The sequence below is a fragment of the Endozoicomonas sp. ISHI1 genome (assembly GCF_024606225.1).
Taxonomy (GTDB): Bacteria; Pseudomonadota; Gammaproteobacteria; order Pseudomonadales; family Endozoicomonadaceae; genus Endozoicomonas_A.
This window is the reverse complement of the sequence record NZ_JAGRPU010000009.1, coordinates 91,165-106,801: the sequence shown is the minus strand read 5'-3', so window position 1 is coordinate 106,801 and position 15,637 is coordinate 91,165. Positions and strand designations below refer to the sequence as shown.

The following is a 15,637-nucleotide window of genomic DNA, read 5'->3' as shown; positions in this document are numbered from 1 at the left end:
AGCCAGGCTTCTGGTTGTCTGAGCTATCAGAGCTCATGCCCTGCTTTACCAGACATCAGAGCCCGTTTGACCTGATGAGCAATTTCTTCTGAGTTCACACCTTTGAGGAAGATGTGTGCATGAGCGAGTCCCACTGATCGTTTATGGGGTGGATTCACATAGATTCGCCATTCCAGAGAGTACCTTGACACTAACTCGCCAAGACTTTTCTTCAACAACCCGTTTGACTCTTCCTGCAAAGACTTTTCCTGCCAGTCCTTGCCGGACATAAACAACAACAGATGCACTACGTCGTCTTCCAGCCAGTAGGGATAACGGTTAAATACCAGTTGGCTTTCCAGCACACAATGACCATCACTGCACTCCAGCGCCCTTTGGTTCGATAGGTTGAAAACATTCTCCAGCACAGCCGTTTCAGGCGATATCCCACTCAGCTTCAATCGAGACAGATAGCTCAGGTAAGCCATCAGCTGGACAGGACTTCTACGGGTATCAATATAATCTGACTGAATCTCTTCCCAGGTAATCACTCCGGAATAGGTGACAACACTGAACAGCACCTTAAGCAATACAAGACTGCAAACGCCAATAACCCACAAAACGCACTCTCCCGGTTGAACCCAATATTATTGGTTGTCTAGCATAGACTGATCACAGGCTGTCGGAGCGGAAGTGAATGCTCTTTCAATGTAGTCATTGATGAGGTTGACTCATTTCCCACGCTTTCAGGCCCTCTGGGTCTCAGCGTGGGAACAAGTTTTAAACACCATTCTGATGATTTTCAGAAGGCTTGCGAAGCGCCCTGCCATCGGCTTCAGGCTTTTTGTTTGTCATAGCCAACGACTGCTTCAGCCTTTTCTTGCTGCTCCCCTCCCCCTTGAAATCGGTGCTGCTGCTTGTTGCAATAACTGATAATAATTACGCCCCGGCCCTCCCGGCTCAGCCACAAAAACATCAGGCTGCGGCCTTTGCGGCTCATCCTCATAAACAAATGAATCTTGATTTAATCCACCGACCGCCATGGCCGAATTTCGAATTATTTGATCAAGATACGGCTCGAAACGAGGTACATCTCTGCCGTCCATGCTGCTTGGATACTCGATTGCACGTCCTGCAGGCTGACATATGAAGTTAAATCTGATTTCGAAAGGCGCACAAAGACGTTGAAAAGTTGGAATATACGCTTGGAACGGACCGAGTCTTGTCGGACTTATATAAATTGTGGGCACTACACCAGCCAGACTTCGACCACCCGATGTTGTTGTCGAACAGCTAGCGGATCCCGCTACACTAAACTGCGGCGGTTGAAATTCCACTCTGGCTGCGGCACTACTTGTTGTTGGTGTTACTCCGTAAGTCATAATATATCCTCCATGATGATCTACATTTTTTGACAGGCGACAGCCCGTTTTGAGCAGGTGGCTCAATTATTGATCCTATTGATCACCTGCTGACAGAACATACCCAATAAATCGGGACTTAAAACAATTTTCAATTTATCACGTATATCATTAAGGCTGCCTGATGGGGTGATTTTTAGCCAATCGTCGAGCAATTTAGAATTGTATTGACTCATATTTTCCAGAAATTCTTTCAGATCATAATCATCTAAATTATCAATCAGACTGTTCCAGTCAGGTGCAATAGTAATACATGGTGGGTTTGCAGAACCCAATTCACTGTAATTATAATCTTCTTCGAATTTGAATGGATGCCCACTTTCCAGGATTCCAAATCCAAGGAATGTTTTTACACTGTCCTGTTCCCCCTCCATAAATGAGTAAAATGTTTTTGCCTTTGGCTCAATGTCTGGCTCCAGTGTAAACTCCTCAAGATCTTTTACCGGGACGCCCCTAACCTCAAAATCAGCTGTATTTATCTCTTCACTGAGGCTGAAGCTACTGCCGTCCTTGTTTTCTACCTCTTCGGGGGTCAATAAAAATGACAGTGCATCTTCCTCTTCTTTTAATCGGGATAATTCTTCAAGCGCAAATCTTCCTTCCTCTAACAGCAGGTTGGTCATTTCCTTAATAAACTCAACAGGGATTTTTCCGTTTTGTTCAAAAACTTTGCCAGTGTTTGCAGCCTGATTTACATCGGTTGCATTCCGGCCTGTAAAGCTTGGGAGTGCTTCCAACCACTGACAGGTACGTTGATCAAATGAAACAGGCTGGCGCGGAGAGGATCCTGCAGGGCTGGTATTATTTGTATTAGATGCAGGCTCAACCTCAACCAAACGTCGACCGTTCGATGTTGTCGCCGGACAGTTATCGGACCCCGCTGAAGTGTTCTGCGGGGGATGAAATTCAGCTTTGGTTGCACCGCTACCTGTTGTTGGTGTTAATCCGTAAGTCATAATCTATTCTCCGTGATAATTTATAGTTATAGACAGGCAACGGACATTAAAAGTTCCCGGTTGGCTGTATGAACTCTCAGGTTTCCAGTGAAGCGAATTCCCTGCTTTGCTATAAATTGACCTTAGCCTTCTTGCAAAAACCTGTTAATGACATTCCGGTTAGCATTTCTAACCGCCTTTTTCCTGAATACACAGCCAAAGAGACAACCCGTTCCCGCGCTGGAATCCGGCGACCTGAAAGCATTGAAACCGGAATGAATTGCGCCACCTACTTATTGACACACGTCAAATACATTTGGCTTTTTAGTCTTTAAACTGTTAATAAAAAGAACCGGTCAATCGGCTGTTTACCTGGATAGTCATCAATAGCGTCCAGCCAGATGAGCGGTAACCAATTCGAGAGTTAACATGAGTACAGCCCCCGTATGGGATACAGGTCTGATCAAAAAATACGACCTCAGTGGCCCAAGATATACGTCATACCCCACTGCCGTTCAGTTTCAGGAGGGGTTTAACCCCGGGCACTATGAGTCCAGCGCCCGGAGAAGCAGTGCGACCAATAATCCCCTGTCCCTTTATATACACATACCTTTCTGCAGCCACGTTTGCTACTACTGTGGCTGCAACAAGATAGTCACCAAGCACCGTTACAAAGCCAAAGAGTACCTCGACTACCTGTTTCGCGAGATCGACATGCAAGCCAGTCTGTTCGGCCAGGATCAGAGAGTAGAGCAGCTTCATTTTGGTGGTGGCACTCCAACGTTTCTGAGCCCGGACCAGATTTCTGCGGTGATGGACAAGCTAAGGTCCGTCTTTAACTTCAGCTATCAAAGTCATGCTGACTTTTCCATTGAGCTGGACCCCCGCGAGGTGGACTGGGTCATGATGTCCCGTCTGCGTGACGAGGGCTTTAACCGTATCAGCATCGGCGTACAGGATCTTGACGAGAAGGTTCAGCAAGCCATCAATCGGGTGCAACCCGAAGAGCAGGTTCAGTCTGTTCTGGATGCCGCCAGAACGATGGCTTTCAGGTCAGTGCATATGGATTTGATCTACGGCCTGCCTCATCAGACCGTTGACGGTTTCATGAGTACCGTAAACCGTGTGATCGGGATGGCACCAGACCGACTGTCATTGTTTAACTACGCTCACCTGCCACATCGCTTCAAACCACAGAGACGAATTAACGAGGCCGACCTGCCCTCTTCTGAGGAAAAGCTGGACATTCTGCATCAGGCCACCAAAAAGCTGGTAGCGCGAGGCTATGTCTTCATCGGTATGGATCACTTTGCCCTGAACGATGACGAGCTGGCCGTCGCCCAGGAAACAGGCACCCTGCACAGAAACTTCCAGGGCTATACCACGCACAGTCACTGCGACCTGATTGCCATGGGCGTTTCCTCTATCAGTAAGGTAGGCGGTGTTTATACGCAAAACCATGTCAGCATGGAGGCTTATCAAAACTCAATCAATGAAGCCCGCCTGCCGATCTACCGTGGTTTGACCATGAATCGTGATGATGAGATTCGTCAAAGTGTCATTAACCAACTGATCTGCCATTTCAAACTGAACTTTGCTGAAGTCGAAGAACGTTATGACCTCAAGTTCAGTGACTATTTCTCTGATGCACTGGAAGCACTGAGACCCATGGCCAACGATGGGCTGGTTTCTTTGAATGGTCAGGGGATTAAAGTCGAGCCCAGGGGCAAGATGCTGATCAGAAACATCTGCATGCAGTTTGATGGTTATTTCAAACAGCAGACACAACAACGGCAGAACCTTTATTCAAAGGTGATTTAACCTTGCTCAGGTAAATTAGCCCGCAGACATAGCGGGCTGAGCACGAAAAGCGTCTAATAAGCCACTGTCAGACTGATTGACTAGAAAGATCGTGTATAACCCAGTTGAAGGCCGTCACTGATACTACGACTGGATCGAATCAACGTATAATTCATGCTCAGAGCAGATTGCTCAGACATTTCGCCATGGTAGCCCAGACTCAGATACAACCCCGTGTCGTTGATCTCCTGAAACAGATGTTCTGACTGTCCGTGCCCCTCAGTGTCATTGACTGTATATTTGGACTTTTCACTCAATACAGTCTGCTGCTGATAGCCCGCAGAGAGCTTCAGGGCTGAGGGTTTATCCCCCATTTCATTCAGTAACACAAAGTCACTGCCCAACCGGACAACCCATTGGTCAAACGATTGCCCGCGCACAGCCATTCCTTCACCAGACAGACCTTTCTCTCTGAAGCTGTCCGACTCAGAATGATGGTAAAGAAACTCAACCATTGGCGTGACGGTAAGACCATTGAGCCAGTCATTCATGTCGATGTCATAACCCAGGGCGCCGTAAGCATTCCACTCTAAGCCTGAGCGATCAGCTCGCAGCCGATCACCCCCGGCCCGCTTACGCTGGCTGCTGTATTGTTTGGTAGCAACAGTCAGGGCTCCATCAAACTGCCATTGATCCCTCTGCCAAGACATGAACGGACCAAAATGTACAGATTCTACCGAGCCCGAGCCCAATTTCTGTTGGAAAACGGCTGACGTTTTACGGGTACCAAACATCAGGCCGACAATGGTATTTTCAGTGGCCTGACTAAAAACCCCGGCATTCAGCCCGTAACTGTTGGCGTTCATTTCTTCCAGGCCAGGCAGTGATGAATAATGGGATTTCGAGCCATAAGTTTGCACAAAGCTGTGCCACTGACTGCCGCCATCACTCTGCAACTGCTCTGTGATGGTCTGATTGCCTGCTTTCAACGTGTATTGATCCAAACTGGCACTATTAAGAAGAAAAGCCTGACCGCTGCGGTAGAAATCCATAATCTGGCGCAGATCACTCATCTGGTTGAACAATGCCTGAGTAGCAGCCATTTCCAGATGACGTGTCGCATTTAATGTCGCCTGAGCGCTGGGGCTCGGATGATAGAGCACCTCTCCGACTTCAGGCAGGGGCTCATTAATCGTTGACTGCAATGCACGACTGGCAGCCCCTTTCTCAACCTTAATGACCATCCACTTTTCCTGAGCACCTTTTACAGCCTCATTATGTTTTTCAGACTTCTCAGAACCTTCAGGGCTTTCAGGGCTCAGCGGGATATTATCTCTGGATTCTGATCCAGATTTCTCATCATGCCCGGCTTCTCCACCATCGCCACCGCCTCCGCCACCATCATCACTTTCAAGGAGCCTGAGAGTGACTTCATAAGGCTTGTCCTCACCGGGATTAAAAAAGGATACCGGTTCAACTATTAACGGAGCAGAGTTATCGTCACTGCCGTTATCCGGACTGAACAACCATTGACCAAGCCTATAGGAGAGCCCGCCAAGCCCCGTCCCCAGAAGGGCTGTTCCTCCGGTCACAAGTAAGGCCGGATCAATAGCCAGCACGGGCACAGGCAACACAACGGCTGCCAGCAGCATGACCAATACGAATGTTGATTTGAGTAATTTTTCGGCCATAATCCTTCCCCCGGAGTACTGATTGAATTCCTTCGGGGGACTATGACTGATTATTTTCAGGATTTGACTAACAGGGTTGTTATTTCAACAAACAGATGTACACAGCCCGTTTCCTAACGAAACTTTTGCATCACTGTGTAAACGTCTTCCTGAAGGAGCCAGGCACTCAGTTCTGCTTTCCTTTCCTCCAGTCTGGCTCGCCGGCTGTCTGTCCCAGTCTCTTTACCAATAGAAGAAGCCGCGATTTGCTCAGATTGACCCAGCTCTGCAAGCTCATGGTCAATGTTCTCCAGTTCACCCAGTACAGAGAGCACTTTCTGGTTGAGCTCTTGCTGATCGTTCATTTCTGGTTCATGATCTTCACGTCTCTGTTGCCCGAGCTCATCATTCTCATAATAATCCTCAAAGCTGCTCCAACTTTCAGGCCGGGTCGGTTCGTATTGCATACCATCATCAGAATGAGCTGCATCCTCCGACAAATCTGAAGACCCCCTTAAATCACCATAATTATCCCACTCCAGGTCTGGCAATCTATCGGGCGGCACCCGCGATGACGAAGGCATCGTTGTCGTCACGGGTGAATTCGTCAGAGAGATTTCTTTAAGCTCTTCCGATATTCCAAGATAATCACTGATGATGCCTTCCAGCTCCACCCTGCACTCTTCCAGCGCCATTGTTTTTAATCCACGATACCCCAGTTCAGCAACCAAATAAGTCCGAAAGGCCATCAACTCTTTGAAGTAAGCTCTGGAGCGTTGCTGTTCTTCTTTCAGGGCCAGGTGCCAGCTCTCAGGAGCTTCTTCGCCAGCCAGCTCGGTCTCCCAGTCCCGGTCATTGTCGTCTGAATCATCAATGCGGTAAATATAATCCAGAGGATCAGTCAACAGAGTTTCAAGACCTGTGCCCGGACGGGCTTCATTTTCATCAAGGGCAATGTACTTTTTAACCACTTCCAAAATTGTCAGGGCATACTCTTCATCAGGGGTATCAGACGGCTGCATTTCAGAACTCTGTCGCACAAACTGCACTTTCAGCTCTCTGATCTGGCTGGCATAGTCCTCTGACTTTTGCTGCTCCAGCAACAGTTCACTGCGCAGTCGGTCCAGCTCCCTGTCTTCAGGATCAACGTCAACCAGCACAGCAGGATGATTCTGCATTGACATGAGACTTCGTGACAGTTCTTCGGATTCCTCCCTTAATGCTTGCAGCAAGGTTTCAGCAGCCACCAACTCTTCTGCCAACTTGTCAGTCTCTTCAGAATCCCTGCCCTTTTGCAGCTCATTGAGCGTTTTCAGAGCTTCTACCAGCTTGACTTGAGTTTCCAGAGTCCTGGTCTGACTCTCTACCTCCCGGACTTTCAGTAGATAGCTCATCTCATGCAGCTGTTCGACCTGACGTTTGATAGCGACCATTTCCTGTCCAGTCATGACCGCCATCTCCTGCCATTCAGACTTTAGCCGTGACAGGGTCTGAGCAATCTCCTCAGCCTTAGTTTGAACCGATTCATGAACCCTTTGCAGAGACCCTTCGAGGAACATCAGCTGTTCATTAATCTCATTGAGTTTATCTTTCAGCTTCGGCAATGCCTGAGCATCGGCCTGAAGTTTTTCCTCAATGGTGTCAATGCCACCCAGCAGTCTCTGTAGCTGTTTAACCTCGCCCTGTGCTTTTGCAAGCTCATCAACTACTCTTTGGCGCACTTCTTTATCAACGCCTTTCGGTTTTGATCTGAGCATTTCAAGTTCGCCGGTCAGGGAATCCAGCCTGAATTGCAGTTTAGCCCTCGACTGTTCCACCTCTTCCAGCTTTAGCCTTCGTTCTTCAGACTCTATCATGGTCGACTCAAGCTGAATGGTGACTGCATTTGCCTCCTGCTTTTTGACGTTTAACTCTTCTGAAACCTGACCAAACGCCTCTTCAAATTGCTTGAGCCTCTCACTCATCTCATCAACCGATGAGTTCTTGCTGATCAACTCTTGCTGGAATCGTTTAGCAAGCGCCTGGCATTGTTCAGCTTCATATTTAGCCTGCCTGATTTGCTGTTGCCAGACCCTTTTTTTCTGACCCCGCTTGTTATTAAACTGAGCGGCTTCTTTCAGCAGCTTCTCATTCATACTGCTGAGCCCCTGAAACTGTAGCTCCAGATTATACTTTTGCTCTTCGACCTTTTTTAGCTGCTCTCTGGTATTCACCAAATCAGCGGTCAATTGATTCACGTGAGTCATAGCACTGGAGACAGGCCCCTGCATGGTTTGACTGCGAACGGTCTCCTGTTCTGCTTTGAGGTCAAGAACCTTCTGCTCTGAACTTTCCAGGGCGCTTTTTGTTTTCTGCAAAAGGTCACTAATTTCCCGGATCTCTCTGTTTCTATTCAGTATCTCTTCTCTCACGCGATCCAGTTCGGTTCTCAACTGCTGTTTCGAAAGCTTACCCTGACTGACATGCTCCTGAAGGCGGGTATGACTTTCTTGCAGCAATTTAAGCTCATACTTTTTCTCTTCAAGCTGATGCGCTGTCCTGACGAGCTCAGTCTGGTCTGTTTTTTTCTGATCCCTGAGACGCTGGATCTGCGCCTCCAGCGAAGCTTTTTCTTTGGCAACGTTTGCTTCCCACTGCTTAAAGCCATTGAGCTCCGCTTCCAGCACTTTTCTGGAAGAAGCCTCATGCTGTAAGTGAACTCTGGTTTCTGCAAGCAGTTCACCCTGAGCCTTAAGTTCTTTTTCAACATTCTTCAGACGCTGAGTCGACTGGTGTGCCTCTACCCAACGCGCCCTGACCATCTGCTCTTCCCGGGTGAGAAGAGCAACCTGCTCCCGATACAACCGATTCTCAGAAGCGATCTTTTCCGAGCTATTGATCAACAGGGCTTTCTCTTTTTGCAGTTTCTCCAGATCTGCCCCCAGTCGCCTTACCTGAATGTGCTGAGCAGCCTGATCATTCTCCAATTGGGTTTCCAGCTCCTTTTGTAACTCCTGACTGCTTACAAGCTGCGTTCGAACAGTATTTAGCTCACTAATAACAACCAGATATTCCTGAAAGTTTTTATCTTTATTCTGAATGGCAAGACTTAACTGATTCTCCAGAAACTGAACCCTTTCTAAAGCACTTTCCAAATGAGCTCTGCGGGTATCCGCTTCATCAGAAACCGTCTTGACCTCTCCTTCCAGGGATCGGACAGTCTGCTGAGTTTGGAAGAGCTGGTTTTGAATCGCCTGCTGAGCGTTTTCTGCATCGACAAGCATTCGCTCGGCTACCTTTAGTTTTCTCTGCAATGGCTTAATAGTGCCTCGCTCAACGGCTTTATTTTGCAGAATCAGTGCCTGAATATCGTTGGCCTGAAGGCTCTTCTGCCGATTCAGCCTTTCAAGCTCAATATCTTTTTCTTTAATCTTTTCAGTGAGTGTCCGTGCTTCACCTTCAAGGGCCATGACCTTTTCACGGGCAAGCTGAAGCTCTCCCCCTTTTTCAGTATCTTGCCAGTTCCTGAGAGCATCACTCAATCGTTCAACTTCTTCATTCACTCTCAGTGTCTCAAGATCAACGTTTTTGTGCCGCTCTGTCAGTACTCTTAACTCATCGCCCAGCTCTTTTTGACGTTGCTCGGCAAACCTGAGTTGTTCGATTAAATACTGCATCTCCTGAAAGTGTTCTTGCCCTGAGGCCAGATCCGATTTTTCCGGAAACAGCTGACTGGCCAACTCTGCTTTTCGCTGTCTCTCCAACGCCAGCTCTTCTTGTGTCTGATGGAGCGTTCTGTTCAGAGCCTCTGCACGTTCAGACTCTCTGATCTCCAGCTGTTCCCGAATAATTCTCTGGGGTTGTGCGTGTGTAACGACAAAATCAGTCAGTTGCTTTGAACGCGTTTCCAGCTCACCCGCATGAGTTCGAAGATAAAACAAATAGCCTACTCCCGTGCACACAGCTACTCCGGCAGCGACAGGAATAGAGACAGAAGCAGCCCCCGCTGCAAAGGCCCCAACGACCATAACCCCAGTCCCCTTGGCGATGGTGACAGCGATTCTCCGGCCATTCCAGATCGAGCTTTTCTGAAGTCTGGTGCGATGCGTCTCTTCAAGCTCAGCACACTCGGCCTCTTCGAGTTTTAATGATCTGAGTTTATCCAGCTCCAGCTCGCCCTTTCTGTCCATCAGGATTTTCTTTTCCCGTGGCGTAAGATCATTAAATGTCAGACCTTCTGCGTCAACGAGTTCCTCAAAGGTTCTGGGTTCAGCCTCTGGCACGGCTGGCCTAAAGAAAATCCCCGTCACTGAGCTGAACAGACTCATGGCGTAAATCTCCCTGATTTACGAAATTGTATTGAAAACAGTTATCGGCACATTGGCCGTGAAGAATATTTTTCTTTACTAATAGTTATTGATAGCGTTCACAGCGACCTCCATAAACCCTGTAGCTAAAGGTCCAACCTGCTGATCAAGGGCAATACTTTTTACCGCGAACTTATCGAAACCTGATAAGCATTTTCCGAAAAAAACCTTAAGTATGAAGGAATTACACTTTAGTCTCGGAAAGCACAGACTTACACTCAGATAACATTTTCAATAGAATGTGCAGCGATTTCGCCAATACGACTTTGAGGCCACTCAATGACGTCAAAGCCCAATGTACGACAGCCTGGCCATGTGGCCTGCAGAGACTGTAGTCTTAGCTCTCTCTGCCTGCCGCTGGCATTGAGTCTACAAGACATTGACCAGCTTGATCGCATCATCAAGCGAGGCCGCCCTCTCAAGAAGGGGGAACACCTGTTCCTGGAAGGAGACCCCTTTACCAGCGTCTTCGCTGTCCGCTCCGGGGCCATTAAGACCTATACCGCCACCAACGAAGGTGAGGAACAGATCACATCTTTCTACCTTCCCAGCGAGATACTGGGCCTGAGTGGTATGGATACTGACGTCTACCCTGTCTCTGCACAGGCTATGGAAACCACCATGATCTGTGAGATCCCCTTTGATCAGCTAGAAACCCTGTCCGACCGATTCCCAGAGTTGCGTCGTCATATGATGCGCCTGATGAGCAAGAAAATCCGGGAAGATCAGCAGATGATGATGCTACTGTCCAAGAAGAACGCCGATGAAAGGATTGCGACTTTCCTGATCAATCTGGCCAGTCGTTTTCGTCGCAGGGGGTTCTCATCTCAGTCATTCCGGCTGTCCATGTCCCGCAACGAAATGGGCAACTACCTGGGACTGGCTGTAGAAACCGTTAGCCGGGTATTTACCCGATTTCAAAAAAACGGCCTGATCTTCGCAGTGGGCAAAGAGATTGAAATCCGTGACCCGGTTCAATTATGCTCACTGGCGGGTGGAAAGTCTGTCGATTTGGAACAGATTATCTCCACCGCATAAGCTCGCCCGGAATGGACAGTAAGGCAAAAAAATGATCGTTGATGAAGCTTATCTGAAAGCACAGATTAGAACCGTTCCTGACTGGCCAAACCCTGGCATTTATTTTCGGGACGTTACCACGCTTTTCGAGAACCCCAAAGCCTGGCGGTCAGTCATGGACAGCCTCATTCATCGGTACATGAATGTTGAGTTTGACCGGATCGGTGCCCTTGATGCACGGGGTTTCCTGTTGGGCTCTGCGCTGTCGTATGCTTTGAACAAGCCACTGGTCTTATTCAGGAAAAAGGGGAAACTGCCCTTCCATACCGTCGCCCGGGATTATGAGCTCGAATACGGTACGGCGACCCTGGAAGTTCATTCAGACACCATTAAGAAAGGTGATAAAGTGATTCTGGTCGACGACCTGATCGCAACAGGCGGCACTTTGCTTGCGGCCAGTCATCTGGTCAAACAACTCGGCGGACAAATTCTGGAAGCGGCTGCCATCATGGACCTTCCGGATCTTGGAGGTTCAAAGACATTGAACGAAGCAGGAGTTCCGGTCTTCTCTCTGTGTGAATTTGAAGGGGAATAACCCCCCTTATTTGCTCTATCTGCATCAAACTCACTTCTACCCCTTCCACGGTGGCCTGATATTCGGTTTTATCGGAAATAACTTCAGGTGCTGCTGTGTTTTTCATGCTCTGAAGTGCTCCCTGGTTAAATTTTGCTGTACTTCAGATTTTTTTGAGTGCTACGATAATCTGAATAATGAAAATAATGCTCTAAAGCAAAGGAAATCCCGATGGGTATTTGTGCAAAGGAGCTGCGCCACTACGTTGTTCGCCCTACCCTGAAACATTTAAGAATGTGGAGCCCTACTGCAGAAAACCTGCTGCTGGGGACTGCCGCCAGAGAATCCGGGCTGGGTTTTCATCTTAAACAAGAACACCATCAGGCTTTGGGGATATTTCAAATCTCGCCCAGAATGCATCGCAACATCTGGGATCATTATCTGGCGAAGAAGGCCGACCTTTCCAGTTTGATCCGGGGGCTGGCCAGCCAGAGAGAATTTCTGGCTCATCCACACCTGGAATTAGCGACCAACCTCTCTTACGCAACAGCCATTGCCTGGATGATTTATTATCGAACCAATAAACCCATCCACAAAGTACCCCATGATGATGTCCATGCTCTGGGTAAGCTTTGGCATAATTACTACCACCGTCACCACCCCGGCCCCATCGAGAGCTTTGTGGCGAGCTACAAGACTTTAATAACGAATTCAATTGAGACAGAAGAGTCAGTATCAGAGAGTGTCAAGACTCCCTGATGCTGCTCTGTAGCGGACAATTTCGAGACAATGGGGGATGTTGCAAACGGTCATTGAATATAATCCCACAGGTCATTCCATTGCGGGTTTTCTTTTTCAATCAAATCAATCTTCCACTGGCGATTCCATTTCTTCAGCTGTTTTTCGCGGATGACGGCGGACTCCATCGTTTCACGCTGCCCAAAGTAAACCCGCATGTGAACGTTATGTTCTGCTGTAAAACCAGAAGCCAGGTCGTTTTTGCGTTGCCATATCCTCTGAATCAGGTGACTGGTTACACCAATATGCAGTGCTCCATTTCTCTTACTGGCAAGTATGTAAACGCAAGGTTACTTAAGCATTGATACTCCTTCGATCATCATTCTCGAAAAGGCGGGAATCATTCAGCTTGAGTTAATAAGCTTGCGGTCATACCTGCTGGCGAGTACTCACCCTCCCTTTTAAATCAAGATTCGTAACGAAATTGCCCCCTACAGAGCTGATGACGTCAGCTGGCCCGATCGCGCTTTTCTGCACACTTAATACACAGATCGGCGTATGGCATCGCGATCAGACGGGCTTCAATGATTTTGTCACCACAGCCGGTGCAGAAGCCGTAATCATCATGATTCATACGATCCAGCGCTTTGTTAACCAGGTTAAGTTCAGCCCGGGCATCATTACCCAGCTGGTCAATAACCTCATCATTTTCCCTCTCCTGCGCCTGTTCTGACCAATCGGCATTGGCCCTGCGAGTCATATCTTTACTGATGTTTCCGAGACGAACATTCAACTCATCTCTGCGAGACAATAACCAGACTTTAAGTTTCTCGTAATCAGCCATGGAAATCCCCTGAATAAATGTCGACGATTATTGTGTGTATAAACGACTGGATGCTATGTCCCTTCGCATTCTGTCCATTAGCTAAGCATAGCCACAGTTAACTATATTTCGACAGCTCATTCGCAACAGTCGCATGCAGCCCTGCGAAATTCGGGAGATATCCCTGATGCCTATCGTTAAACCTTTTATTATAATGTCCTCAATTTTCGGGTTCCTGCCCGTTTGACCATTATTCAGAGCTGTAAGTCACCCGGTTTAACCGCCCCCTTTCCGGGCTTTAAATGAAGTTGGGTACTTTGAGAGACAAGACAGAACCAAAATGCAGAGTCAGACAAAAAGCGCAAAAACCAACTTCAACAAGCTACAGAAACGCCTGAGACGAGAGGTTGGTCAGGCCATCGCTGAATACCACATGATTGAGGATGGAGACCGCATCATGGTCTGTCTGTCAGGGGGAAAGGACAGCTATACCCTGCTGGACATTATGCTGAATCTGAAGACCTATGCGCCGGTCAATTTTGACGTTATCGCAGTTAACCTTGATCAAAAACAGCCTGGCTTCCCTGAACATGTGCTGCCTGATTATCTTGAAAATCTGGGCGTTGAGTATCGCATTGTCGAAGAAGATACTTACTCCATTGTCAAAGAGAAGGTGCCTGAAGGAAAAACCACGTGCGCACTCTGCTCACGCCTGCGCCGGGGCATTCTCTACCGCACAGCCAGCGAGCTGAAAGCCACCAAGATTGCCTTAGGCCACCACCGGGATGATATTTTAGAAACTCTGTTCCTGAACATGTTCTATGGCGGCAAGATGAAAGCCATGCCGCCCAAACTGGTTAGTGACGACGGTCAGCACACGGTTATCCGCCCTCTGGCCTTCTGCCGTGAAAGAGATATTATCCGTTTCTCCGGGTTCAAAGCATTTCCGATTATCCCCTGTAACCTCTGCGGCTCTCAGGAAAACCTTCAGAGGCAAGCGATCAAAGCTATGTTCACTGATTGGGACAAGCGCTTCCCCGGCAGAATGGAAAGTATGTTCAGAGCTCTGAGAAACGTAGCTCCCTCCCATCTGGCAGACAGCTCATTATTTGATTTCAGAAATCTGGTGGCGGATGGCCAGCCTGCTGAAGAGGGTGACACAGCATTTGACCCGGTGGATGTACCTCTGACCTTCAGGGATCAAAACGATGAAGATGAAAAGCCTGAACAAGCCTCCATTGTAAATTTGATTAACCTTTAGGCTTATCAGGCAAGATCGGACAGTTTTTACTGGCAAAGTTCCCGTAATAACGGATTCCCCTGATCCTGCCCCATGCCCCCCCTGACTGAACAATCTTCTGTTTTCAATGGCGTGCTTCGCTATTTATACAATCCCTCCGGTATGCACCGGAGGGAGTCGTTTGCTGAGGCATTAGCAGTATCATTAGATGCATTATTACCAAAGTCATCCATCAATTAATACTGATCCGTTAAAGGCTTTTCCAGATCGAACTTTAGTAAATCGTTACTCTCAATCATGAATATCAACTCTTCTATGTAATCGATCCCTCTTGAGGAATAGGCATGAAGTCCATGTGCCAGCATCGGACCGGTAACTGGCTTCCCCATGGATCTTCTTTTTGAGCGCAGCTCCCTCAAACCTTCATAATGATGGCTGGTATTGAGATTGTGCATGTAAGACCGAACCGATGCAGCCATTGAAGAAAACTTCCTGACCTCGTAAGTCGCACCTTCCGGACGCTCACCGGGAATAACACCACAGCCCGGAGTAAAACACCACTGGCCAAAGTAATTGTTGGCTTCAACGGCAAACCTTGAAGTCCCCCAGGCCGACTCGTTAGCTGCCTGCACCAAAGCAAGAGAGACCGGAATCTCATCCGCCCTACTCAACAGGTCGTCATAAAAATCATCACTGACTCTAAACTCTTCATCCACCCTGAATTTTCTGGCAATATCAAATAACCACTTTTCTTCGGCTTCATGCAGAGTCGATTTGTCTCTTAGCATTTTAATTTCCTGACGGATACCCGCCAGACGCTCATTCTCTTCATCAACCATTTGCTTGATGAAGCCAAAGAAGTGACTTTTCTTCTTGTTGACGTCTTCGATGGAGGCAAAATCAGGAATATCCTTTTGAACCTTTTTCTTAACCTCCTCCTTGCTGATCTTTTTTACCTGTTCTACTGCGGGCTCTTTAACAGGCTGAAAATCTTTGTTATACCAGCTTGCCAGAGCGACAAGTCCCGCCAGTAGCAAAAGAAAATAACGATCAATTTTATTCATCATGGTATTAGCAATACTCCTGAGCCAGCT

The 15,637-nt window shown here is 47.9% G+C and carries 13 protein-coding genes; 5 read left to right on the top strand and 8 right to left on the bottom strand.

Features of this window, described 5'->3' with window-relative positions; translation table 11 throughout:
- Positions 1-26: 26 nt before the first annotated feature.
- The 3 genes from KBW69_RS08175 to KBW69_RS08165 form a co-directional block, all read right to left on the bottom strand.
- The gene (locus KBW69_RS08175) at positions 27-569 is read right to left on the bottom strand and encodes a GIG1 family protein (RefSeq protein ID WP_257280570.1); all 543 of its coding nucleotides are present in this window, start codon (positions 567-569) and stop codon (positions 27-29) included.
- Positions 570-848: 279 nt separating this feature from the next.
- Positions 849-1,361 carry a hypothetical protein gene (locus tag KBW69_RS08170; RefSeq protein WP_257280568.1) on the bottom strand — a complete coding sequence of 171 codons (513 nt, stop codon included), beginning with the start codon at positions 1,359-1,361 and terminating at the stop codon, positions 849-851.
- A 62-nt stretch (positions 1,362-1,423) separates the two neighbouring features.
- Entirely contained in the window at positions 1,424-2,356 is a 933-nt protein-coding gene (locus tag KBW69_RS08165) for a hypothetical protein (protein WP_257253264.1), read from the bottom strand.
- Between the two features lie 408 nt (positions 2,357-2,764).
- On the opposite strand from KBW69_RS08165, the gene hemN reads away from it, so the two are divergent.
- Positions 2,765-4,156, top strand: coding sequence for an oxygen-independent coproporphyrinogen III oxidase (gene hemN, locus KBW69_RS08160; RefSeq protein WP_257253263.1), 1,392 nt, complete (start codon positions 2,765-2,767; stop codon positions 4,154-4,156).
- An 80-nt stretch (positions 4,157-4,236) separates the two neighbouring features.
- Here hemN and KBW69_RS08155 read toward each other — a convergent pair whose 3' ends face one another.
- Both KBW69_RS08155 and KBW69_RS08150 read right to left on the bottom strand, forming a co-directional pair.
- The gene (locus tag KBW69_RS08155; RefSeq protein WP_257280567.1) at positions 4,237-5,826 is read right to left on the bottom strand and encodes an autotransporter domain-containing protein; all 1,590 of its coding nucleotides are present in this window, start codon (positions 5,824-5,826) and stop codon (positions 4,237-4,239) included.
- Between the two features lie 113 nt (positions 5,827-5,939).
- Positions 5,940-10,112 carry a hypothetical protein gene (locus KBW69_RS08150; RefSeq protein ID WP_257253261.1) on the bottom strand — a complete coding sequence of 1,391 codons (4,173 nt, stop codon included), beginning with the start codon at positions 10,110-10,112 and terminating at the stop codon, positions 5,940-5,942.
- A gap of 318 nt (positions 10,113-10,430) precedes the next feature.
- Here KBW69_RS08150 and fnr point away from each other — a divergent pair, with 318 nt between their 5' ends.
- The 3 genes from fnr (at position 10,431) to KBW69_RS08135 (ending at position 12,501) form a co-directional block, all read left to right on the top strand.
- Complete coding sequence (gene fnr / locus KBW69_RS08145; protein ID WP_257253260.1) at positions 10,431-11,189, top strand: fumarate/nitrate reduction transcriptional regulator Fnr; 759 nt, start codon at positions 10,431-10,433, stop codon at positions 11,187-11,189.
- Positions 11,190-11,220: 31 nt separating this feature from the next.
- Positions 11,221-11,763, top strand: coding sequence for an adenine phosphoribosyltransferase (locus KBW69_RS08140; RefSeq protein ID WP_257253259.1), 543 nt, complete (start codon positions 11,221-11,223; stop codon positions 11,761-11,763).
- A 210-nt stretch (positions 11,764-11,973) separates the two neighbouring features.
- Positions 11,974-12,501, top strand: a complete 528-nt coding sequence (locus KBW69_RS08135) for a hypothetical protein (protein ID WP_257253258.1) — start codon at positions 11,974-11,976, stop codon at positions 12,499-12,501.
- 50 nt (positions 12,502-12,551) lie between these two features.
- Here the strand turns inward: KBW69_RS08135 and KBW69_RS08130 are convergent, their stop codons facing one another.
- Both KBW69_RS08130 and KBW69_RS08125 read right to left on the bottom strand, forming a co-directional pair.
- Positions 12,552-12,818 (bottom strand): GIY-YIG nuclease family protein, encoded by a 267-nt coding sequence (locus KBW69_RS08130; protein ID WP_257253287.1) that lies wholly within the window; start codon positions 12,816-12,818, stop codon positions 12,552-12,554.
- Positions 12,819-12,988: 170 nt separating this feature from the next.
- Positions 12,989-13,324 carry a TraR/DksA family transcriptional regulator gene (locus KBW69_RS08125; RefSeq protein WP_257253257.1) on the bottom strand — a complete coding sequence of 112 codons (336 nt, stop codon included), beginning with the start codon at positions 13,322-13,324 and terminating at the stop codon, positions 12,989-12,991.
- Positions 13,325-13,643: 319 nt separating this feature from the next.
- Between KBW69_RS08125 and ttcA the strand changes: the two genes are divergently transcribed.
- Positions 13,644-14,564 carry a tRNA 2-thiocytidine(32) synthetase TtcA gene (gene ttcA, locus KBW69_RS08120; RefSeq protein WP_257253256.1) on the top strand — a complete coding sequence of 307 codons (921 nt, stop codon included), beginning with the start codon at positions 13,644-13,646 and terminating at the stop codon, positions 14,562-14,564.
- Between the two features lie 215 nt (positions 14,565-14,779).
- Here the strand turns inward: ttcA and KBW69_RS08115 are convergent, their stop codons facing one another.
- Positions 14,780-15,610 (bottom strand): glucosaminidase domain-containing protein, encoded by an 831-nt coding sequence (locus KBW69_RS08115; RefSeq protein WP_257253255.1) that lies wholly within the window; start codon positions 15,608-15,610, stop codon positions 14,780-14,782.
- Positions 15,611-15,637: the final 27 nt, after the last annotated feature.

Excerpts from the sequence above, each read along its gene's own strand:
- KBW69_RS08170 (WP_257280568.1), bottom strand. The coding sequence starts at position 1,361 with ATGACTTACGGAGTAACACCAACAACAAGTAGTGCCGCAGCCAGAGTG.
- ttcA (WP_257253256.1), top strand. The coding sequence starts at position 13,644 with ATGCAGAGTCAGACAAAAAGCGCAAAAACCAACTTCAACAAGCTACAG.
- hemN (WP_257253263.1), top strand. The coding sequence starts at position 2,765 with ATGAGTACAGCCCCCGTATGGGATACAGGTCTGATCAAAAAATACGAC.
- KBW69_RS08165 (WP_257253264.1), bottom strand. The coding sequence starts at position 2,356 with ATGACTTACGGATTAACACCAACAACAGGTAGCGGTGCAACCAAAGCT.
- KBW69_RS08135 (WP_257253258.1), top strand. The coding sequence starts at position 11,974 with ATGGGTATTTGTGCAAAGGAGCTGCGCCACTACGTTGTTCGCCCTACC.
- KBW69_RS08150 (WP_257253261.1), bottom strand. The coding sequence starts at position 10,112 with ATGAGTCTGTTCAGCTCAGTGACGGGGATTTTCTTTAGGCCAGCCGTG.
- KBW69_RS08125 (WP_257253257.1), bottom strand. The coding sequence starts at position 13,324 with ATGGCTGATTACGAGAAACTTAAAGTCTGGTTATTGTCTCGCAGAGAT.
- fnr (WP_257253260.1), top strand. The coding sequence starts at position 10,431 with ATGACGTCAAAGCCCAATGTACGACAGCCTGGCCATGTGGCCTGCAGA.
- KBW69_RS08155 (WP_257280567.1), bottom strand. The coding sequence starts at position 5,826 with ATGGCCGAAAAATTACTCAAATCAACATTCGTATTGGTCATGCTGCTG.
- KBW69_RS08115 (WP_257253255.1), bottom strand. The coding sequence starts at position 15,610 with ATGATGAATAAAATTGATCGTTATTTTCTTTTGCTACTGGCGGGACTT.
- KBW69_RS08140 (WP_257253259.1), top strand. The coding sequence starts at position 11,221 with ATGATCGTTGATGAAGCTTATCTGAAAGCACAGATTAGAACCGTTCCT.